Raw genomic sequence first — 21344 nt, forward strand, 5'->3', positions numbered from 1 at the left:
AGCGTCCAAGGCGGCATTCCCACGCAGAGCGTGGGAACGAACACCCTGACCCTGAGGATGGACCACACCTAACCCACTTTGGAGTACTGCCATGAGCGCCAACGTCGACCAGAACAACCGCCCCGACTACGACCAGGTCCTGCAGGACATCGCCGACTACGTACTGAGTTTCAGGATCGAATCCCGCGATGCCCTCGACACCGCCCGCAACTGCCTGATGGACACCCTCGGTTGCGGCCTGCTGGCCCTGCGTTTCCCGGAGTGCACCAAGCACCTGGGGCCGATCGTCGAAGGCACGGTGGTGCCGTTCGGCGCACGGGTGCCGGGCACCTCGTTCCGCCTGGACCCGGTCAAGGCCGCATGGGACATCGGCTGCATCGTGCGCTGGCTCGACTACAACGACACCTGGCTTGCCGCCGAATGGGGTCACCCTTCCGATAACCTCGGTGGCATCCTCGCGGTCGCCGACCATCTCTCGCAAAAACGCCTGGCCAACGGCGACGCACCGCTGACCGTGCGGGCAGTGCTGGAGGCGATGATCATGGCCCACGAAATCCAGGGCGTGATTGCCCTGGAAAACTCCTTCAACCGTGTCGGCCTTGACCACGTGCTGCTGGTGAAAGTCGCCTCCACCGCCGTCACCGCCAAGCTGATGGGCGCCAACCGTGAGCAACTGCTGTCGGCCCTGTCCCAGGCGTTTGTCGATGGCCAGGCATTGCGTACTTATCGTCATGCGCCGAACGCCGGTTCGCGCAAGTCGTGGGCGGCGGGGGATGCGTCGAGTCGCGGGGTGCGCCTGGCGGATATCGCCATGCGCGGCGAGATGGGCATTCCCGGTGTGTTGAGCGCGCCGCAGTGGGGCTTCTATGACGTGCTGTTCAGCCACACCAACAAGGACCTGGCGCTCAAGCCCGAAGACAAGCGCGCCTTCAGCCTGTCGCAGCCCTACGGCACGTATGTGATGGAGAACGTACTGTTCAAGATCAGCTTCCCCGCCGAGTTCCACGCACAAACCGCCTGCGAGGCAGCAGTCACCCTGCACCCACAGGTGAAGCACCGCCTGCATGAGATCGACCGGATTGTCATCACCACCCACGAGTCGGCGATCCGGATCATCTCCAAGGTCGGGCAGTTGGCCAACGCGGCGGACCGCGATCATTGCCTCCAGTACATGACCGCTGTACCGCTGGCGTTTGGCAACCTGGTGGCCGAGCAATACGAAGATGAATTCCACGCGGCCCATCCGATCATCGATGAGCTGCGCGAAAAGATGGTCATCGTCGAGGAGCCGCGCTACAGCCGCGAATACCTGGAGGCCGACAAGCGCTCCATCGCCAATGCGGTGCAGGTGTTCTTCAAGGATGGTTCCAGCACCGAACAGGTGGCCGTGGAATACCCGATTGGCCACCGTCGCCGTCGGGTGGATGGCATTCCGTTGCTGGAAGACAAGTTCAAGGCCAATCTGGCGACCCGGTTTACCGCGCAGCGCAGTGCCGAGATTTTTGCGCTGTGCAAGGATCAGGCACGGCTTGAGGCCACTGCGGTAAACCGGTTTGTGGACCTGTTCGTCATCTGAAGAACACCACTGGTCAAATGTGGGAGCGGGCTTGCTCGCGAATGCGGAGTGTCAGCCAATACATATATGGCTGATCCACCGCATTCGCGAGCAAGCCCGCTCCCACATTAAACCTACATGCTGCCTTCCACATCATCCAGGCTGAACGTCTCGGTATGGTCGTCATAGGAGAAGATCTCCGCATACCGCCCCCAGGCCACCACGCTTTCCAGGGTTTTCTCCACAAAGGCTTCCGTCATCGAGTCTTCCAGCTCCTGCTCGAAGCGCACCCGTGGCGCCCGGTGGCCGCTGCGCTCAAGCAACACCTGGTGAATGCGCGCGGCCAATGGCACGTGGCGGATCAAGTGTTCGGCGAACAGGGTTTTACGCTCCTGGGTGCCGTAGTCGGCGAACAGTTTGCCGGCATCGGTCAGGGTGATATCGGCACCCTTGAGTTCGGCGAAGCCCAAATGCTCAAGCATCTCCGCCACCGGGAACAGATCGTCGACTTCCAGCAAACGCCGTTCAGCCACGGTCGGCAGGCCGGCGTGGCCATTGTAGGGCTCGGCGGCCAGGGTTTCGATCAGGCCAGCCATCAGGTTGGTGGAGACTTCCGGCAACAGGCTGCCCATTTTCAGCTCAGGCAAACCTCTGCTCGCGTCGGCGCTGCGGCGGTCGGTCATCAGGGCATAGATGTCGTCGACCATTTGCCGGAAGGTCGGGTCCAGCCGGTTGCGCGGGTGGGCAAACGGCACCTTGATCTCGGCCACCACCCGGCCAGGGTTGGACGACAGCACCAGGATGCGGTCGCACATCAGCACGGCTTCTTCGATGTTGTGGGTCACGATCAGGATCGACTTGATCGGCAGTTGCTTGCCGCTCCACAGATCCAGCAGGTCGGTGCGCAGGGTTTCGGCGGTGAGCACGTCCAGCGCCGAGAACGGTTCGTCCATCAGCAACAGGGTCGGGTTGACCACCAACCCGCGGGCGAAACCCACGCGTTGGCGCATGCCGCCGGACAGTTCGCGCGGGTAGGCGTTTTCAAAACCGTCCAGGCCGATCAGGTCGATGGCCGCCAGGGCGCGCCTGCGGGATTCCTTGCGCTCGACCTGCAAGGCTTGCAGGCCGGCCTCGACGTTTTCCAGCACGGTCAGCCACGGGAACAGCGCGAAGGTCTGGAACACCATGGCCACGCCTTCGGCCGGGCCGTTGAGCGGCGCGCCGTTGTAGCGCACTTCGCCCGACGACGGCTGAATCAGCCCGGCGATGATGCGCAGCAAGGTCGACTTGCCCGAGCCGGACCGGCCGAGCATGCCGACAATCTCGCCTTCGTGCAGGCTCAAGTTCACGCCGCTGAGGACTTGCAGCTCGTCTTTACCTTTGCCGAACACCCGGTTCACCTTTTTCAACGAGTAGATTTCCGGAGTGTCGGCGGCATGCTCGGTATAGGTAGTCATCACAGCGAGTCCCATCAATTCAGACGAAGTTTGTTTTCAGCCATGGCGTACATCGGCCGCCACACAGCGCGGTTGAACGCCACCACGAAGATCGACATCACCACCACGCCCAGGGCGATCTTCGGGAAGTCGCCGGCCGCGGTGGTCTGGGCGATGTAGGCGCCCAGCCCGTGGGCGACCACGTTGTCGTGGCCCCAGGACACGTACTCGGACACGATACTGGCGTTCCAGGCACCGCCCGAGGCGGTAATGGCGCCGGTGACGTAGTACGGGAAAATCCCCGGCAGCATCACCTTGCGCCACCACAACCAGCCGCGAATGCGGAAGTTGGCGGCGGCTTCCTTGAAGTCATTCGGGAACGCGCTGGCTCCGGCGATCACGTTGAACAGGATGTACCACTGGGTGCCCAGCACAATCAGCGGGCTCAGCCAGATATCCGGGTTGAGGTTGTAGTGCAGGATCACGATGACGAACACCGGGAACAGCAGGTTCGCCGGGAAGGCCGCAAGGAACTGCGCCAGCGGCTGGATTTTTTCCGCAAGCGCAGGGCGCAAGCCGATCATCACGCCCAACGGCACCCAGATCAGCGAGGCGATCAGGATCAGGCCGACCACCCGCAACAATGTGATCAGCCCTAGCACGAATACATGGCCGACTTCGGCCAGGGTCACTTCAGTGCCGACGTACTGCACGATGTGATACAGCGCATAAGCGGCCAGCAGCGCGATGAGTGCGCCCCATACCCAGTCGATCACTTTTGACGCTTTCGGGGTTTCTGCCGGCAGCGCCTTGAGTGCACCGCCCGCCAGGCTGAAGCGCTTGTTGCCAATGCGGCTGATGGCGCGGGTGACAGGCCGCAGGATGCGCTGGACGATGCGCGTGCGCTGGATCAGGTTCAGCAGCCAGGATTGCGGTGCGGCGCCCTGGGAGGCGGTGGTTTCCATGCGGAATTTGTCGGCCCAGGCCACCAGTGGGCGGAACAGGAACTGGTCGTACATCAGGATGACCACAATCATCGCCAGGATCACGTAGCCCACGGCGTGCAGGTCTTTCTGGGCAATCGCCAGGGCCAGGTATGAGCCCACGCCCGGCAAGGTGATGGTCTTGTCGCCGACGGTAATGGCCTCGGAGGCGACCACGAAAAACCAGCCGCCGGACATGCTCATCATCATGTTCCACACCAGCCCGGGCATGGCGAAGGGCACGTCGAGCTTCCAGAACCGCTGCCAACCGGAAAGCCGCAGGTTGGTCGACACTTCCACCAGGTCATGGGGCAGCATGCGCAGCGACTGGTAGAAGCTGAACGTCATGTTCCAGGCCTGGCTGGTGAAAATCGCAAAGATGGCCGCGAACTCCGCGCCGAGCACACGCCCGGGGAACAGCAGCAGGAAGAACGTCACTGTGAACGAGATGTAACCCAGCACTGGTACTGATTGCAGGATGTCGAGCACGGGCACCAGCAGTTTCTCGGCGCGCCGGCTTTTAGCGGCCAGGGTGCCGTACAACAGGGTGAACACCAGCGCTGCAACCATCGCCGCGAGCATGCGCATCGTGGTGCGCATCGCGTATTCAGGCAGGTTGGCCGGGTCCAGCGAGATCACTTCACTCTGCAGGGTGGCGATAGGCGCCCAGGTTTCCCGCGCAGTGATGGAGAAAAACAGTAAAAAGCCGATCACCAGGGGCAGGGCGACCAAATCCCAGCGGTTGGGTAGCAAGCGCAATGTGGATGCAGGGATGTAGTGACGGAACACTCTTTTCATAGGCAGTCATTCCTGCAGCGTTCAGGTTCAGGGGCGTGATTGGAGTGAGCTTAGCTGCTGCACGAATGACCCACCGAGAAGGGCGGGCGCTGTTTTCGCGAGTCAGGGGCAACGAGGCGTTGCTGGCGGGATTGTACGTTTCTGAATGTTACAAGCGCATAAATTTGCTGTCAGTTTCCTGTACGAACGGCGACTAGGGCGTCGGCGCCCCGGTCGTCGCTCGGCGGTTATTCAAACCGCAGGATCACCCTGCGATTGTGTTTGCTCTTCTTCTCGATTTTTTCGCAGAACACCCGGCCGATTTCTTCGGTATTGGTCACATGGGTGCCGCCGCAGGGCTGGATATCGATCCCGGCGATTTCAATCACCCGAACTGCCCCCTGGATGACCGGTGGCGCCACCGCCTGGGTGCGAGTGATCTGCAGCAGGGTTGAATACTCCGAGGCGGGCATGGACAGGGTTTTCACCCCATGAGCCTGTTCGATCAAGGCATTGAGGTCACGGGTGATGGTCTCTTTGTCGAGGGTCATTTCCGGCAGGTCGAAATCCAGGCGGCCCTTGTCGGCGCCGATACTGCAACCGGTCACCGGAGCGTCGATGATCGAGCACAGGAGGTGCAGGCAGGTGTGCATTTTCATGTGCTGGTAGCGACGTTCCCAGTCCAGGCTGGCGTCGACCTGCATCCCGGCGGCCAGTTGCTCGGGGCAGTGTTCTACCTGGTGCCAGATGATCGAGCGCAGCACCGGATCACGCACGGTGCCGGTGATGTCGACGCGGCTGCCGTCGGGCAGGATGAAATGGCCGGTGTCCCCCGGTTGGCCGCCGCCGGTGGGGTAGAACAGCGTGTGCTCCAGGGCGATTCCCTGTTCGCTGACGGCAATCACCCGCGCACTGAACGCATTCTGGTAAGGCGCGCTGTCGAACAGCGCGAGGGTTTCCATGGTGTGCACGGACATGTTCAACCTCCGACGATCAGTGGGCTGGCTTGCAGCAGGCGACGAACCATCGCGCTCAAGCCAGGAGGAGATAGCAGGGTGATTTCAAATTCGGGCCCGGTCACTTTCAGGTTCAGCGGCAGGCGCGGCGGGTAGGCGTTGGTTTCGATGTGCCGCAGGCGGAATTGCAGGTGATGACGTTCCTTGACTGTCGGCTCCAGCAGCAGGCCGGGCAGGGGATGAAAGTCAGCGTCCAATACCGTCACCTTGTGGCTGGCGTTGACTTCGCCCACCACGTGCAGGCGTTCGTCGAGGGCAAACGCGCCGAGGTAATTGCTGTGGTCCGACTCATCGTTTTTCTGCAACTGGATCTGGTTGACCACCTTGACCTTGGTGCCGGCCGGCACGTCCTGGGTGATCACGCAGGACGGACTGATGAACACGTTGTCACCGATCAGCACGTAACCGAGCACCCGCGCGCCGGAGCCGACTTCCACGTTGTTGCCCAGCCGCGGGTGGCGCTTGCCGTCCGGGTTGTTGGCGATGCCCCGGGCGCCGAGAGTCACGCCGCAGAGGATGTAGCAGTCGTTGCCGATCTCGCAGGTTTCACCGATGACCGTGCCGTAACCGTGGTCCAGCACAAAGCGCCGGCCGATCCGCGCTGCGGGGTGAATTTCGGCGCCGGACAGGATCTTGCCCTGGTTGCTCAGCTTCAGGGCGATGGCGGAAAACACGCCGTTGTTCTTGTCCGGGAAATTCCACACCAGGTGGGCTAGGCGGTAATACAGCACGGCCTTGAACGAGGCGTAGGACTCCAGGATCAGCTCTCCGCGCCCACGGGACGCCGGGTCGCGCCAGGCATAGGCGATCAGGTCTTCGGCCACCGCCTGGGCCGCCGCCTGGATCAGCGGCGCGAGATGCGCCTCCAGCTGCTTCAACTGCGCAGGCGTAAGCGTGGTGATGAGGTGGGTGAGCAACTCATCGTGCAGCTGTTGCATGTCGATAAAGCCCCCCATGGAGGCACCCCCGCAATAGTTGTTATTCAAAACAGGGCAGATAGCTGTCGGCACTGTCGTAGACCATGGTCAGCACGACGGTGTCGGTGGGCAGCTCCGGCGCCAGCTTGGCGATGGCTACCATGTTGGCGGCCGACGACAGCCCGAGGCTGATGGCGTCGGTGCGCATGATGCGTTTGATCATGTCGAGGCATTCCTGGCGCGACACCTTGAGCATTCCGTCAATGATCGCGACGTTGAGAATGCTCGGGATCAAGCCGATCGACAGGCCCTGGATATGGTGCGGCGCATGGCGGTCGCTGAGCAGGTCGCACTCTTCCGGCTCCACCCCCATCACGCGGATCGCCGGCCAGGTGCTCTTGAGGGTTTCGCCGATGCCGGTGATATGGCCGCCGGTGCCGATGCCGCTGACGAAGTAGTCCACACGCAGCTCGCCGAAGGCGCGGATGATTTCCCGGGCGGTGGTGTCACGGTGGGTCTGCGGGTTGGCGCCGTTGCGCTGCTGGTTGAGCATCACGTAGCTGGGGTTTTCCAGCTGCAGCTCCATGCACTTTTCGCCGTGGGAATTGTTGCCCAGGCGGCTGTCCGACAGCACCACCCTGGCGCCGTACAGGCGCAGCAGTTTCTGCTTCTCGGGGCTGTAGTTGTCGGGGATCACCAGCACCACTTTGTAGCCCAGCACGTTACCGGCCATCACCAGGCCGATGCCGGTGTTGCCGCCGCTGGGCTCAATGATGGTTTGCCCTGAGCCACGAATCAGAATGCCCCGGCGCTCGGCGTCGAGGATCATGCCCAGGGCGATGCGTGCCTTGTGGCTACCGCCGGGGTTGAGGGATTCCAGCTTGGCGTAGACCTCGATGCCGAGGTCTTCGGAAAACTGTTCCAGGCGCACGATGGGCGTTTGGCCAATGGCGTCGAGTATCGAGTTATGCAACATCAAGTAAGAGCCCATGGCCGCTGATCAGTACAAAGGCATGTCGGGTTCGACGTCGCGAACCCAGTGTTTCATGCCACCTTGCAGTACTTTGGTGTTGGCGAATCCGGCGGCCAGCAAGGTGCTGGCGGCTTGCTCCGCGCGGGTCCCGGCGTAGCAGATGAGGTAGTGGGTGTTGTCGCGGCTGAGGTTGGCGAGTTGCCCGTCGAGCTCGGCCAGCGGGATGTGCACCACCCCCGGCAACTTGCACACTTCCAGCTCGCTGGCGTCCCGCACATCCAGCAGTACGTCGGCCTTGCTGTGTTGCTCGAGCAGTTGCTTGAGCACCCGCGGCTTGATGTAGCGCTCTTCAGCCAGGGAAGGTTGGCTTGGCATGGCGTCGGCGCAGACGGCGGGGGCGATGGTTTGGCTGTGGCGCAGTTCCGAGCAGCAAGGGCAGTCGGCGCGGCGCTTGAAGCGGATCTCGCTGAACTTCATCGCCAGCGCATCAAAGCGCATCAGCCGGCCCGAGAGTGGTTCGCCAATGCCGATCAGCAGCTTGATCGCCTCGGTGGCCTGGATCATCCCGACCACCCCGGGCAATACGCCGATGACCCCGCCGGCGCTGCAATTGGGTGCCAGTTCCGCCGGTGGTGCCTGGGGAAACAGGCAGCGGTAGCACGGCCCGCCTTTATAGTTGAGCACGCTGATCTGCCCGTCGAAGCGGTAGATGGCGCCGTACACCAACGGCTTGCCCAACTGCACGCAGGCGTCGTTGACCAGGTAGCGGGTTTCGAAATTGTCGGTGCCGTCGATCACCAGGTCATAGGCGCCCACCAGTTCCAGGGCGTTGTCGGTGTTGAAGGCGGTGTCGTAGGTGTTGATCTGGATGTGGCTGTTGAGGTCCTGCAAGCGCTGCTTGGCGGACTCGACCTTGGGCAGGCCCAAGGTGCTGTTGCCGTGGACGATCTGGCGTTGCAGGTTGCTGCTTTCCACCACGTCGAAATCCACCAGCCCCAGGGTGCCGATGCCGGCTGCCGCCAGGTACAGGCTGATGGGCGAACCGAGGCCGCCGGTGCCGATGATCAGCACGCGGGCTTTCTTCAGGTTCAACTGGCCTTCGCGGCCGACGCCGGGCAGGGTGATGTGGCGCACGTAGCGCTGCACTTCTTCGTTGCTCAGTTGGTCGACGTCCATGCCGCCGGAAGTGGCCAGCAACACTTCGATTTTGGCTTTTTCGGGCAACCGGTCGTTGGCGTCGATCAGTTCCTCTTCGGCGGTGAACAGGAAGTGTTCCTTGAGCTGGTTGTTCTCGTAGAGCAGGTGCGCCCGCAATTGCGGGTGCTCGATGCAGAGGTTTTCAATGACTTCGCGCAATGTCGATCCGGCACCCTCGAGGGTCGATGCTGGCAGCTTGGCCACGCGGACCAGGATGTCGGGGAAAGAGACAGCGTTCATGCACAACTCCGTTTGCAGGTCGTTGAAGGGGGTTTGGGCGAAACGTTTGCCATCCCAGGCAAACAGCTTGGAACCTTGGGTCTTGCCCTGGCGAACATCCACCACCAGGTAACTTACGGGGTAGATCGGCTCGCCCATGAAGAGGGCCTTGTCCTGGTCTTCGTCGCTGAAATACGCGCCGACGTCAGGGTGGGAGTGGTAGATCACCACCACCGGGTTATCACTGCGAAACGCCTTGTTCATCATCAGCGTGTCGGCCACCGAAAAGGTGTAGCCGTTGGCGGCGCTGCGTGGATACATCTCGGGGTTCTTGCGGTGCAGCTCGTTCTGGATGTTGCTGCCCAGGTACACGCTGCCATCGGCGAAAACAAAGCCGCAGCATTCCTCGGGGTAGCTGCGGTCGGCGTGGGCGTAAATCTGCTCCAGTGCGCTTGGGCTCAGGACCTTCATCTCAGTTTTTCTTCGCCAGGAGCTTTTCGATGGGCAGCTTGGTGATGGCAAAGCCGGCCAGCAGGATCGCCGAATACATCATCAGGTCCCTGGAAATCTGCACGCCCTCGTACCAGGCCCCGATGATCACCGCGAACACCGGGAAGATGATGAACACGAAGGACAGAATGATCGGGCTCAGGCGCTTGAGCAGCATGAAATACACGATAAAGCCGCCCACCGAGGCCACCAGCCCGAGGTAGAACAGCGCACTCCAGGAACGCAGGGTGATGTCTTCAAAGGTCGGGGTTTCAAACCACAGCCCGGCGACAAACAGCATCAACCCGGCGATGCCGATGGGCAGGGTGTTGTAGGTGATCACGCTGATGGCGCTGCCTTGTTTCTTGGTAATCACGTAGCACAAGGCATGCATGATCGCGGCGGCGAGGATCGCCAGCACGCCGAAGAACTCGGCATGGTCCAGGTGCAGGCCCTGGCTCTTGATGATCATGTACAGGCTGCCGAACCCGATGGCGATACCGATCACCTGGGAAAAGTAGATGCGCTCGCGCAGGAACAGCGCGGAGAAAATCAGGATAAACACCGGCATGCAGCTGAACAGCAGCGCGGTGAGGCCGGACGAGACATGCATCTCGCCGTAATTGAGCAGGTAATACGGAACGCTGAAGTAGGACAGCGTCACAAACACGAAGAACCAGCGGCTCTCCCGGGGAAACAGGATCGGCTCGCGGCGCACCCACGCGAAACACAGGAACAGCGGAAACGCGATCAAAAACCGCAGCCCGGCAGAGGTCAGCGGCGGCACGCTTTCCACAGCGATCTTGATGCCCAGCCAGGTAGTGCCCCAGCTGAGACATACGATCAGGAACATCACACTGGTAATCAGCCCGGCCAACCACTGCTTGTGAGTTTTTGTTTTTTCAGCATTTTCGAGAACGGCGGACATTGGCATCGTGACATTGCTTCCATGAGACCGAATTGACCTCTATATTGAGTGCCATGATTCGGTGATTGAACCCGTAAAAGCACACTATTAGGGCGAATGATGGCTGTCAAAACAAATATTGACATGGTGTCAATTATGCGAGAAGGACTCTCCAACGGGCAGGGCGTGAAGTACAAGCGCCTGTCCGATGTCATGGAGCGAGGCATCCTTGAAGGCTTGATTGAACCGGGAAGAAAACTGCCGCCTCATCGGGTGCTTTCCGACAATCTGGGGGTCACCATTGGCACCATCAGCCGCGCCTACGGTGAGCTGGAACGCCTGGGGCTGGTAGTGGCGCGGGTCGGCGACGGCACTTTCGTACGCAAGCGTGGGATGGAGCGCCAGCGGGATGAAGGCTTTCGCAACTTCAGCGACGAGCCGCGGCAATACTTTGATATGAGCCGCAACATGCACATCCCCGGGCAGGAGACCACGTTCCTGGCCCAGAGCTTCCAGACGCTGGCGAACAACGCCAAGTTCTTGCAGGACATCAGTGCCTACACCCCGGATGCCGGGCTGCCGCGTTACCGGGCGGCGGGTGCGCAGTGGCTGGTGCAGCGGGATTTCCACCCGATTCCCGAGCAGGTGATTTGCGTGAACGGCGGCCAGCATGGGTTGCTCTGCGCAATGATGGCGCTGTTGCGAGCCGGCGATACGGTGGTGACCGAACAGTTGACCTATCCAGGGTTGATCACCGCCGCGCGCATGCTGGGCATCCGCCTGATCGGCCTGGAAATGGATGAAGAAGGGCTGCTGCCGGGGGCGCTGGATGAAGTCTGCCGCAATCACCGGGTGTCGGCGCTGTACTGCACGCCGACCATCCAGAATCCTACGACGGCGGTGCTGTCGGTCCCGCGCCGTGAGGCATTGGTGAAGGTCTGTCGGGAACACAACCTGCTGATTCTTGAGGACGAGGCCCACGGTGTGCTGGTGGAAGACCGTCCGCCGCCCCTGAGTCATTTTGCCCCGGAGCGTACGATTCTGATCAGCAGCCTGAGCAAGGCGGTATCTGCAGGCTTGCGAGTTGGGTACGTGCATGCACCGCCGGCGCTGGTCAGCCGGATTTCTGCGGCCTTGCGTTCCACCTGCTGGATGGCCACGCCGGTCACCCTGGAACTGGCGACCCAGTGGATCGAAAACGGCACGGCGGAACACCTGTTGCACCAGCAGATCCAGGAAATCAGCCGCCGCAAGGCACTGGTGGAAGGTTTGTTGATCGGGCTGGAGTACCGCACTCACCTGAACAGCCCGCACTTCTGGATCGAAGTCCCGGAGCCATGGCGCGCGTCGGAAATCGAGGCGGAGTTAAAGCAGAACAATTACCTGATCGCGACAGCCGAAGCGTTTGCCGTGGGGCAGACGGCGGTGCCGCAATTCATTCGGGCGAGCATCTGCAATACGTCGGGGGATGATCAGTTGCTGCTGGATGGGTTCGATGCGCTGGCGACGGCGCTGGGGCAGGGCGGGGGGCGGTTTCACCTGTGAACCCAACAGCTTGTTGTGAACATGACCCCTGTGGCGAGGGAGCTTGCTCCCGCTGGGCTGCGAAGCAGCCCCAAAGCCATTCACTAAATACCAGTCGTCTGGTTTGCGACTGCTGCGCAGTCGAGCGGGAGCAAGCTCCCTCGCCACAGAAGCTCCCTCGCCACACAAGCACCTTGGCCAGAGCGCGGAGTTACTTGAACCGCCGCTCCACCCCTTTCTCCACCAGAATCTTCGCCGAAATCTCTTCCACCGAAAAATGCGTGGAATTGATGTGCGCAATATTTTCCCGGCGGAACAGATTTTCCACCTCCCGCACTTCAAATTCGCACTGCGCATAGCTGGAGTAACGGCTATTGGGCTTGCGCTCGTTGCGAATCGCCGTCAGGCGGTCCGGGTCGATGGTCAGCCCGAACAGCTTGTGCTGGTGCGCGCGCAGGGCGCTCGGCAGCGTCAGGTGCTCCATGTCGTCTTCGGTCAGCGGGTAGTTGGCCGCGCGAATCCCGAACTGCATGGCCATATAAAGGCAGGTCGGCGTCTTGCCGCAGCGGGACACGCCCACCAGGATCAAATCAGCCTTGTCGTAGTAGTGGGTACGGGCGCCGTCGTCGTTGTCGAGGGCGAAGTTCACCGCCTCGATCCGCTCCATATAGTTGGAGTTATGGCCAATGGAGTGAGATTTTCCGACAGAGTATGACGAATGTTCACTTAACTCTTGTTCCAGCGGCGCCAGGAAGGTAGAGAAGATGTCGATCATGAAACCATTGGAGGTGGCGAGGATCTCACGAATGTCCTGATTGACGATGGTGTCGAAAATGATCGGACGAAATCCGTCTTTTTCGGCCGCCAGATTGATTTGTTGTACCATGGCTCGCGCTTTATCCACGCTATCGATATAGGGTCGCGTGAATTTGCTGAAGGTAATGTTTTCGAACTGCGCCAGCAGGCTTTGACCCAGGGTTTCGGCTGTAATGCCGGTGCCGTCGGAGATAAAGAAAGCAGATCGTTTCATTTGAGCCTTGGGCCTTAAGCTGATGACGAATCTTGGATATGATAGGCGCGATTTTGCCGTCCCGCAGTGGGCCGCATTCTCACTTATTTTCCAGGTCCAGGCCACAAACGCCGGTAACTGCTCCTACTGAGCCGCCGGCGTCCTGAGCTTTTCCAACACAGAAAGTGGAGAGATCACCTTGGTAGAGTACGTAGTTTCCCTCGATAAGCTCGGCGTCCATGATGTAGAGCACGTAGGGGGCAAGAACGCATCCCTGGGCGAGATGATCAGTAATCTTGCGGGTGCCGGTGTATCGGTGCCAGGTGGTTTTGCCACCACTGCCCAGGCTTACCGTGATTTCCTCGAGTTGAGCGGCCTCAACGATCAGATCCATGCCGCCCTCGATGCGCTGGACGTCGATGACGTCAACGCCCTGGCCAAGACTGGCGCCCAGATCCGTCAATGGATCATGGAAGCCGAGTTCCCCGAGAAGCTCAACGCCGAGATCCGCACCGCGTTTGCCACGCTGTCGGCCGGTAACCCCGACATGGCTGTCGCCGTGCGCTCCTCGGCCACCGCCGAAGACCTGCCGGACGCCTCCTTTGCCGGCCAGCAAGAAACCTTCCTGAACATCCGCGGCGTGGAAAACGTGATCCGCGCAGCCAAGGAAGTGTTTGCCTCCCTCTTTAACGACCGTGCTATTTCCTACCGCGTACACCAGGGTTTCGACCACAAGCTGGTGGCCCTGTCTGCCGGTGTGCAGCGCATGGTGCGTTCGGAAACCGGCACCGCCGGCGTGATGTTCACCCTGGACACCGAATCGGGCTTCCGCGACGTGGTGTTCATCACCGGCGCCTACGGCCTCGGCGAAACCGTCGTACAAGGCGCGGTGAACCCGGACGAATTCTACGTCCACAAACACACCCTTGAAGCCGGCCGCCCGGCCATCCTGCGCCGCAACCTGGGCAGCAAGGCGATCAAGATGATCTACGGCGACGAGGCCAAGGCCGGTCGCTCGGTGAAAACCGTTGATGTCGACAAGGCCGAACGCGCGCGTTTCTGCCTGACCGACGCCGAAGTCAGCGAACTGGCCAAACAAGCGATGATCATCGAGAAGCACTACAAGTGCCCGATGGACATCGAATGGGCCAAGGACGGCGACGACGGCAAGCTGTACATCGTCCAGGCCCGCCCTGAGACCGTGAAGAGCCGCACCTCGGCCAACGTCATGGAACGCTACCTGTTGAAAGAAACCGGCACCGTGCTGGTGGAAGGCCGTGCCATCGGCCAGCGCATCGGCGCCGGCAAGGTGCGGATCATCAAGGACGTGTCCGAGATGGACAAGGTCCAGCCAGGCGACGTGCTGGTCTCCGACATGACCGACCCGGACTGGGAACCGGTGATGAAGCGCGCCAGCGCCATCGTCACCAACCGTGGCGGGCGTACCTGCCACGCGGCGATCATCGCCCGCGAGCTGGGGATTCCGGCAGTGGTCGGTTGCGGTAACGCCACCCAACTGTTGAAAGACGGCCAGGGCGTGACCGTGTCCTGCGCTGAAGGCGACACCGGCTTCATCTTCGAAGGTGAGCTGGGCTTCGATATCAAGCAAAACTCCATCGACGCCATGCCCGACCTGCCGTTCAAGATCATGATGAACGTCGGCAACCCGGACCGCGCCTTCGATTTCGCGCAATTGCCGAACGCCGGTGTGGGCCTGGCCCGCCTGGAGTTCATCATCAACCGCATGATCGGTGTGCACCCCAAGGCCCTGCTGAACTACGACGGCCTGCCGCCGGACATCAAGGAAAGCGTCGACAAGCGCATCGCCGGCTACAACGACCCGGTGGGCTTCTACGTCGAGAAGCTGGTGGAAGGCATCAGCACCCTGGCAGCGGCGTTTTACCCGAAAAAGGTCATCGTGCGCCTGTCGGACTTCAAGTCCAACGAGTACGCCAACCTGATCGGCGGCAAGCTTTACGAGCCGGAAGAAGAAAACCCGATGCTGGGCTTCCGTGGCGCCTCGCGCTACATCAGCGAAGCCTTCCGCGACTGCTTCGAGCTGGAATGCCGTGCCCTCAAGCGCGTGCGCAACGAGATGGGCCTGACCAACGTCGAAATCATGGTGCCGTTCGTGCGCACCCTGGGTGAAGCGAGCCAGGTGGTGGACCTGCTGGCTGAAAACGGCCTGTCCCGTGGCGAGAACGGCTTGCGCGTCATCATGATGTGCGAGCTGCCATCCAATGCCATCCTGGCTGAAGAGTTCCTGGAGTTCTTCGACGGCTTCTCCATCGGTTCCAACGACCTGACCCAGCTGACCCTGGGCCTGGACCGCGACTCCGGGATCATCGCCCACCTGTTCGACGAGCGTAACCCTGCGGTCAAGAAGCTGCTGGCCAACGCCATCCAGGCGTGCAACAAGGCCGGCAAGTACATCGGGATCTGCGGCCAGGGCCCTTCCGATCACCCGGACCTGGCCAAGTGGCTGATGGAGCAGGGCATCGAAAGCGTCTCGCTGAACCCCGATTCCGTACTGGAAACCTGGTTCTTCCTGGCTGAAGGTCAAGCCCAGGCGTAATACGCAACACCCAAAAGTGCCGGTCAACCTTGCGGTTGGCCGGCATTTCTCATTCTGTACAGGGCGGAACTCCTTGCGGACGCCGCCCTTTTTTGTGCAAGAGCATTATGCAAAGCAGCAGCAACCTGTTTCCCGTCGCCTTGATCAGCGCTGAGCGTCGTGGCGACCTGAGTGAAGATGTGTATCGGCTGAAACCCGGCAACAGCCCTGACGGTACCGTCGAGCTGGCCGTGACCCGCCTGGGCCTGGCTGACGTCCCGGAAAACCGGGGCGTGCCGGTGGTTTTGTTGCATGGCAGTTTTTCCAACCGCCGCTTCTGGTACTCGCCCAAGGGGATCGGCCTGGGCGCCTACCTGGCGCGCGAAGGGTTTGACGTCTGGATCCCGGAAATGCGCGGTCACGGGCTGTCCCGGCGCAACCAGGACTACGCCAGGAATCGTGTCGCCGACTATGCTCGCTACGACTTGCCGGCCATTGCCGCCTTCGTGCGTGAGCAAAGCGGGCAGATTCCCCACTGGATCGGGCATTCCCTGGGTGGCACAACCCTGGCTGCGGCCCTGGGTGGGCAGCACCTTGGCGCGCCGGCAGTGGCCTCGGTGGCGCTGTTTGGCTGCCAGGTCAGTCGCACGCATTGGCCGTTGAAGTTGCCACCGGTGGAGTGGACCGGTCGCCTGCTCTTGAAACGTTTCGGCCAATTGTCCGGCGCTCGGTGGAAACGCGGCCCGGAGGACGAGCCGGCGGGCGTATTGATTGAAGCCATGCGCTGGAATGGGCTGTTCGGCCGCTTTGGCGAAGGTAAGCAGGATTGGTGGAAAGGCCTGGCCGAGGTTGACGTGCCGCTGTTGGCGGTGAGCGCCGCCGGCGATCACCAGGACCCGGACTGGGCCTGTCGCAAGCTCTTTGAGCAGGTCGGCTCCGAGCATCGCCAATACCTGTGCCTGGGGCGCCAGCAAGGGTTCAGCGGGGATTTCGGGCATGTCGAGATGCTCGTCAGCAAGGCCGCCCAGGCTGAAGTGTGGCCGCTGGTGACGCGCTGGTTGAAAAATCCGCTTACACCTTTGCTGGGGGCGCAGGCGCAGGAACTGGCAGCGGTTTGAGCGCAAGGCTCTATCAGGGGCGTTTCGCTTGTTTGCCGTAGAGGCTAAGATATGACGCGTTGGGTGGTTCTGGTCATATTCAGTCGCGCAGTGGGTCTTGCGTTGCTATCCGATGGGCCTGACTATTCGGCCCGGATTAAAGAACCTTCACGGCAAAGCGTTTCCAGATGTAAGTAAACAGTGGGATGTTTGACACCTTCTTTCACCTACAGGAGTTTCTCGATGAACCATTACCTTACCCCCGACCTGTGTGACGCCTATCCGGAGCTGGTGCAGGTGGTTGAGCCGATGTTCAGCAACTTCGGCGGCCGGGACTCCTTTGGTGGCGAGATCGTGACCATCAAGTGCTTTGAAGACAATTCCCTGGTCAAGGAACAAGCCGAGCTCAATGGGGCCGGCAAGGTGCTGGTGGTCGATGGTGGGGGTTCCCTGCGCCGCGCGTTGCTGGGCGACATGATCGCCGAGAAAGCCGCGAAAAACGGCTGGGAAGGGCTGGTGATCTACGGCTGCATCCGTGATGTCGACGTGATCGCCCAGACCGACCTGGGCGTGCAGGCCCTGGCCAGCCACCCGATGAAGACTGACAAGCGCGGTATTGGCGATTTGAACGTGGCGGTGACATTCGCCGGCGTGACCTTCCGCCCGGGCGAGTACGTGTACGCCGACAATAACGGCGTGATCGTCTCCCCAAGCCCGCTGAAAATGCCTGAATAAATAGCCGTAGCCGACAGGGGTGAGGATGTTCGAGGAAGAAAACGCGCAGTGGGGGCTGGTGCATGCCCTGGTGCTGGACGGTAAAGGTGGTGCGCGTTCGATTGCCCGGACAGAGCTTGATGAGCTGCAACTGCAGCCTCAGGAAAGCCTGTGGCTGCATTGGGACCGTAGCCATCCCCAGACCCAGACCTGGTTGCGCAAATCCAGCGGCCTCAGCGAATTCGCCTGTGACCTGCTGCTGGAGGAGAACACTCGTCCACGCCTGTTGCCGCTGCCGGATGCCGAACTGCTGCTGTTTTTGCGCGGGGTCAACCTCAATCCCGGCGCCGAACCGGAAGACATGGTCTCGGTGCGGATCTTTGCCTCGGCAGCGCGGGTGATTTCCCTGCGTTTGCGCCCATTGCGCGCCACCGACGAGTTGCTGGTGCAACTGGCAGACGGCAAGGGGCCGAAGACTTCCTCGGAACTGGTCCTGTATATGGCGCAGTACCTGACCAACAAGGTTCAGGATCTGGTCAGCGACTTGTCCGAAATCGTCGATATCGAAGAAGAAAAACTGGATGCCGACGAACGGTATACTCCGGAGCACGGCAGCGTTTTGCAGATCCGTCGGCGCGCCGCCGGGCTTAAACGTTTCCTGTCGCCGCAGAGGGATATTTTCGCGCAGTTGACCCGGATCAAATTGCCTTGGTTCTGTGACGACGATGCTGACTACTGGAACGAATTGAACAACAGCCTGACCCGCTACCTGGAAGAGCTTGAGCTGGCCCGGGAGCGCGTGGGGCTTGTGCTGGAGACCGAAGACCGGCGTTTGAGCCTGCGCATGAACCGCACCATGTACCGCTTCGGGATCATCACCGGGATCTTCCTGCCGATGAGTTTCCTGACCGGTTTGCTGGGCATCAATGTAGGCGGTATTCCGTTCTCTTCCAGCCCTTACGGGTTCCTGATTGCCTGCCTGATGATGGTCACGGTGGCGGTCGGGCAATGGTGGTTGTTTCGACGGTTACGTTGGGTTTGAGCTGAATGTGACCTGAACGTGGAAAGAGGTCATGTGACCCGAAGAATTTTACCCTCGTCTTTTAAATCACTTGCGAGAGGTTTTTTATGCACGATCCGTTCGAACAGTCTTTGCGTGACATGCTCAATGCCTCGCCGTCCAACCGGGACGACGATGCTTGCCTGGGTCGCGTCTTGAAAACCGCCAACCGCCAGGTCGGGGCGGGGGATCTGTTCGGTCTGCTTGGCCGCTGGTTGCCGGCGTTGATGATGGCCTTGAACAATGGTTCGGCCCATGTCTCACCGGTTTCCCGTCGTAAACCTCTTGCTCGCACTGCTGATAAGGCTGAATGAATATGGAACTCGATCTCTGGACCCAGAGTCTGGTAACTGCAATGACTGCGTTGTGGACCAAGGTGGCGAATTTCATTCCCAACCTGTTTGGTGCACTGGTGGTGGTACTGCTGGGTTTTGTCGTGGCCAAGCTGCTTGACACCCTGCTTTCCAAGTTGCTGGCTAAGCTGGGTCTTGATCGATTGATGGGTGGCACCGGCCTGACCAAGATTTTGGGGCGTGCCGGGTTGCAAGTGCCGATCTCGACACTGATCGGCAAGATCGTTTATTGGTTTGTTTTGCTGATTTTTCTGGTTTCTGCGGCTGAATCCCTTGGACTTGAGCGAGTTTCAGCTACGCTCGACATGCTGGCGCTGTATTTGCCGAAAGTATTCGGTGGCGCGCTGGTGTTGCTGGTAGGGGTTTTGCTGGCGCAACTGGCCAATGGCCTGGTGCGTGGCGCGGCTGAAGGCGTGGGTCTGGATTACGCCAGCGGCCTGGGGCGAATTGCCCAGGGTCTGGTGATTATCATCAGTATTTCGGTCGCGATCAGCCAGCTGGAGGTCAAGACTGACCTGCTGAACCATGTGATTGTGATTGTTTTGATTACCGTTGGTCTGGCCGTTGCGCTGGCCATGGGACTGGGAAGCCGGGAAATTGCCGGGCAGATTCTTGCGGGAATCTATGTGCGTGAGCTATATCAGGTTGGGCAACAAGTGCGTGTGGGCGAGGTCGAAGGGCAGATCGAGGAGATCGGCACGGTCAAGACGACAGTGCTGACGGACGATGGCGAACTGGTTTCGCTTTCGAACCGGATCCTGCTGGAACAGCATGTGACTAGCCGCTAACCCGGCGAATCCTGCTAATGTACGCCGCCGCAAACCTGGGTATCCAGGCCATGGCGGACATTGACCTGACTGTCGGCACGACTTGTTTTGAATAAAGCCCAAACGCTGTCCACGCGCTATGACCCCCGTGAGCTCTCTGATGAGGAGTTGGTCGCGCGCTCGCACACGGAGCTGTTTCACGTAACACGCGCGTACGAAGAATTGATGCGCAGGTATCAACGCACTCTGTTCAACGTTTGTTCAAGGTATTTAGGGAACGATAGAGATGCGGATGATGTCTGTCAGGAAGTGATGCTCAAGGTGCTATACGGCCTGAAGAACTTCGAGGGAAAATCGAAGTTCAAGACATGGCTCTATAGCATCACGTACAACGAGTGCATCACGCAGTATCGGAAGGAACGGCGAAAGCGTCGCTTGATGGATGCTTTGAGTCTGGACCCCCTTGAGGAAGCGTCTGAGGAAAAGGCGCCTACCCCGGAAGAAAAGGGCGGACTCGATCGCTGGTTGGTGCATGTGAATCCGATTGACCGGGAAATTCTGGTGCTACGATTTGTCGCAGAGCTGGAGTTTCAGGAGATCGCTGACATCATGCATATGGGTTTGAGTGCTACAAAAATGCGTTACAAACGCGCTCTTGATAAATTACGTGAGAAATTTGCGGGCAGCACTGAAACTTAGTGCGTGGCAAATATCTCTTACGTGTAGGCAAGTTCTGTTAGACTTGTCGCCGAGTTGTCCCCCGGTATGTGGGACTGCTTTACAATCACCAGATGGGGATTTAACGGATGAAACTGAAAAACACCTTGGGCTTGGCCATTGGTACTCTTATTGCTGCCACTTCTGTCGGCGCTCTGGCACAAGGCCAAGGCGCAGTTGAAGGCCAGCTGTTTTACAAAAAGCAGTTCAACGATAGCGTCAAACATATCGAAGACGGCTTCAATCCTGGCGCCAGCATCGGTTACTTCCTGACCGACGACGTGTCGATCAACCTGAACTACGACACTACCAACCACACCCGTTCGAACGACGGTACTGGCAACCAGAAGATCAAAGGTGATACCGGCAGCGTTACTGCCCAGTACCACTTCGGTCAAGCTGGCGTCGACTCCCTGCGTCCATACGTAGAGGGCGGTTTCGGCCACCAGAGCCGTACCAACGTTGAAGCTGATGGTCACAAAGGTCGCGATCAATCGACCCTGGCTATCGCTGGCGCTGGTGTGAAGTACTACTTCACCGACAACCTGTTCGCACGTGCTGGTGTTGAAGCTGACTACGCTATCGACAACGGCAAGTGGGACTACTCCGCACTGGTTGGCCTGGGCGTAAACTTCGGCGGCAACGCTGGCAAAACTGCTCCAGCTCCTACCCCAGCACCAGCTCCAGAGCCAACCCCAGAGCCAGAAGCTCCGGTTGCTCAGGTTGTTCGTGTTGAGCTGGACGTGAAGTTCGACTTCGACAAGTCGGTTGTTAAGCCTAACAGCTACGGCGACGTGAAAAACCTCGCTGACTTCATGAAACAGTACCCACAAACCACCACCGTTGTTGAAGGTCACACTGACTCCGTCGGTCCTGACGCTTACAACCAGAAGCTGTCCCAGCGTCGTGCTGACGCTGTTAAGCAAGTCCTGGTCAAAGACGGTATCGCTCCTAACCGTGTAAGCTCGGTTGGTTATGGCAAATCCCGCCCAGTTGCTGACAACGCAACTGAAGCTGGCCGTGCTATCAACCGTCGCGTAGAAGCCTCGGTAGAAGCACAAGCAGCTCAGTAATTACTGA

18 protein-coding genes are annotated in these 21344 nt (G+C 60.2%); 10 read left to right on the plus strand and 8 right to left on the minus strand.

Features of this window, described 5'->3' with window-relative positions; translation table 11 throughout:
• Positions 1 to 91 precede the first annotated feature (91 nt).
• On the plus strand, positions 92 to 1576 hold the full coding sequence (gene prpD / locus QF039_RS04045; protein ID WP_214499245.1) for a 2-methylcitrate dehydratase: 1485 nt from the start codon (positions 92 to 94) through the stop codon (positions 1574 to 1576).
• A gap of 113 nt (positions 1577 to 1689) precedes the next feature.
• Here the strand turns inward: prpD and QF039_RS04050 are convergent, their stop codons facing one another.
• The 7 genes from QF039_RS04050 to QF039_RS04080 all read right to left on the minus strand — a co-directional run bounded on the left by QF039_RS04050 (position 1690) and on the right by QF039_RS04080 (position 10439).
• Complete coding sequence (locus QF039_RS04050; RefSeq protein WP_307517046.1) at positions 1690 to 3012, minus strand: nitrate/sulfonate/bicarbonate ABC transporter ATP-binding protein; 1323 nt, start codon at positions 3010 to 3012, stop codon at positions 1690 to 1692.
• A 14-nt stretch (positions 3013 to 3026) separates the two neighbouring features.
• Complete coding sequence (locus QF039_RS04055; protein WP_003214988.1) at positions 3027 to 4772, minus strand: ABC transporter permease subunit; 1746 nt, start codon at positions 4770 to 4772, stop codon at positions 3027 to 3029.
• 227 nt (positions 4773 to 4999) lie between these two features.
• On the minus strand, positions 5000 to 5728 hold the full coding sequence (locus QF039_RS04060; RefSeq protein ID WP_003214990.1) for an alanyl-tRNA editing protein: 729 nt from the start codon (positions 5726 to 5728) through the stop codon (positions 5000 to 5002).
• A gap of 2 nt (positions 5729 to 5730) precedes the next feature.
• The gene (locus tag QF039_RS04065; RefSeq protein WP_003214992.1) at positions 5731 to 6723 is read right to left on the minus strand and encodes a serine O-acetyltransferase; all 993 of its coding nucleotides are present in this window, start codon (positions 6721 to 6723) and stop codon (positions 5731 to 5733) included.
• Between the two features lie 22 nt (positions 6724 to 6745).
• The gene (locus QF039_RS04070) at positions 6746 to 7660 is read right to left on the minus strand and encodes a PLP-dependent cysteine synthase family protein (RefSeq protein WP_043225528.1); all 915 of its coding nucleotides are present in this window, start codon (positions 7658 to 7660) and stop codon (positions 6746 to 6748) included.
• A 24-nt stretch (positions 7661 to 7684) separates the two neighbouring features.
• The gene (moeB, locus tag QF039_RS04075; RefSeq protein WP_307517047.1) at positions 7685 to 9544 is read right to left on the minus strand and encodes a molybdopterin-synthase adenylyltransferase MoeB; all 1860 of its coding nucleotides are present in this window, start codon (positions 9542 to 9544) and stop codon (positions 7685 to 7687) included.
• Between the two features lies 1 nt (position 9545).
• On the minus strand, positions 9546 to 10439 hold the full coding sequence (locus QF039_RS04080) for a DMT family transporter (RefSeq protein ID WP_166742189.1): 894 nt from the start codon (positions 10437 to 10439) through the stop codon (positions 9546 to 9548).
• Positions 10440 to 10589: 150 nt separating this feature from the next.
• Here QF039_RS04080 and QF039_RS04085 point away from each other — a divergent pair, with 150 nt between their 5' ends.
• Positions 10590 to 12014: a PLP-dependent aminotransferase family protein gene (locus tag QF039_RS04085; protein ID WP_102370226.1), complete on the plus strand. Its 1425-nt coding sequence runs from the start codon at positions 10590 to 10592 to the stop codon at positions 12012 to 12014.
• Between the two features lie 190 nt (positions 12015 to 12204).
• Here QF039_RS04085 and QF039_RS04090 read toward each other — a convergent pair whose 3' ends face one another.
• Positions 12205 to 13023 carry a pyruvate, water dikinase regulatory protein gene (locus tag QF039_RS04090; protein ID WP_003215001.1) on the minus strand — a complete coding sequence of 273 codons (819 nt, stop codon included), beginning with the start codon at positions 13021 to 13023 and terminating at the stop codon, positions 12205 to 12207.
• A 178-nt stretch (positions 13024 to 13201) separates the two neighbouring features.
• Between QF039_RS04090 and ppsA the strand changes: the two genes are divergently transcribed.
• The 8 genes from ppsA (at position 13202) to QF039_RS04130 (ending at position 21337) form a co-directional block, all read left to right on the plus strand.
• Positions 13202 to 15577 carry a phosphoenolpyruvate synthase gene (gene ppsA, locus QF039_RS04095; RefSeq protein ID WP_003215003.1) on the plus strand — a complete coding sequence of 792 codons (2376 nt, stop codon included), beginning with the start codon at positions 13202 to 13204 and terminating at the stop codon, positions 15575 to 15577.
• Between the two features lie 107 nt (positions 15578 to 15684).
• The gene (locus QF039_RS04100; RefSeq protein WP_003215005.1) at positions 15685 to 16674 is read left to right on the plus strand and encodes an alpha/beta fold hydrolase; all 990 of its coding nucleotides are present in this window, start codon (positions 15685 to 15687) and stop codon (positions 16672 to 16674) included.
• 222 nt (positions 16675 to 16896) lie between these two features.
• The gene (gene rraA / locus QF039_RS04105) at positions 16897 to 17388 is read left to right on the plus strand and encodes a ribonuclease E activity regulator RraA (protein ID WP_003215007.1); all 492 of its coding nucleotides are present in this window, start codon (positions 16897 to 16899) and stop codon (positions 17386 to 17388) included.
• Between the two features lie 25 nt (positions 17389 to 17413).
• Positions 17414 to 18409: a zinc transporter ZntB gene (locus QF039_RS04110; RefSeq protein ID WP_003215009.1), complete on the plus strand. Its 996-nt coding sequence runs from the start codon at positions 17414 to 17416 to the stop codon at positions 18407 to 18409.
• 86 nt (positions 18410 to 18495) lie between these two features.
• Positions 18496 to 18741, plus strand: coding sequence for a hypothetical protein (locus QF039_RS04115; RefSeq protein ID WP_003215011.1), 246 nt, complete (start codon positions 18496 to 18498; stop codon positions 18739 to 18741).
• 2 nt (positions 18742 to 18743) lie between these two features.
• Entirely contained in the window at positions 18744 to 19568 is an 825-nt protein-coding gene (locus QF039_RS04120; protein WP_008432650.1) for a mechanosensitive ion channel domain-containing protein, read from the plus strand.
• Positions 19569 to 19655: 87 nt separating this feature from the next.
• Entirely contained in the window at positions 19656 to 20246 is a 591-nt protein-coding gene (gene sigX / locus QF039_RS04125) for an RNA polymerase sigma factor SigX (protein WP_003215014.1), read from the plus strand.
• Between the two features lie 107 nt (positions 20247 to 20353).
• A complete protein-coding gene (locus tag QF039_RS04130; RefSeq protein WP_003215016.1) occupies positions 20354 to 21337 on the plus strand; it encodes an OmpA family protein in 984 nt (327 codons plus the stop codon).
• Positions 21338 to 21344 lie beyond the last annotated feature (7 nt).

It is taken from the genome of Pseudomonas sp. W2I6 (genome assembly GCF_030815935.1).
Taxonomy (GTDB): Bacteria; Pseudomonadota; Gammaproteobacteria; order Pseudomonadales; family Pseudomonadaceae; genus Aquipseudomonas.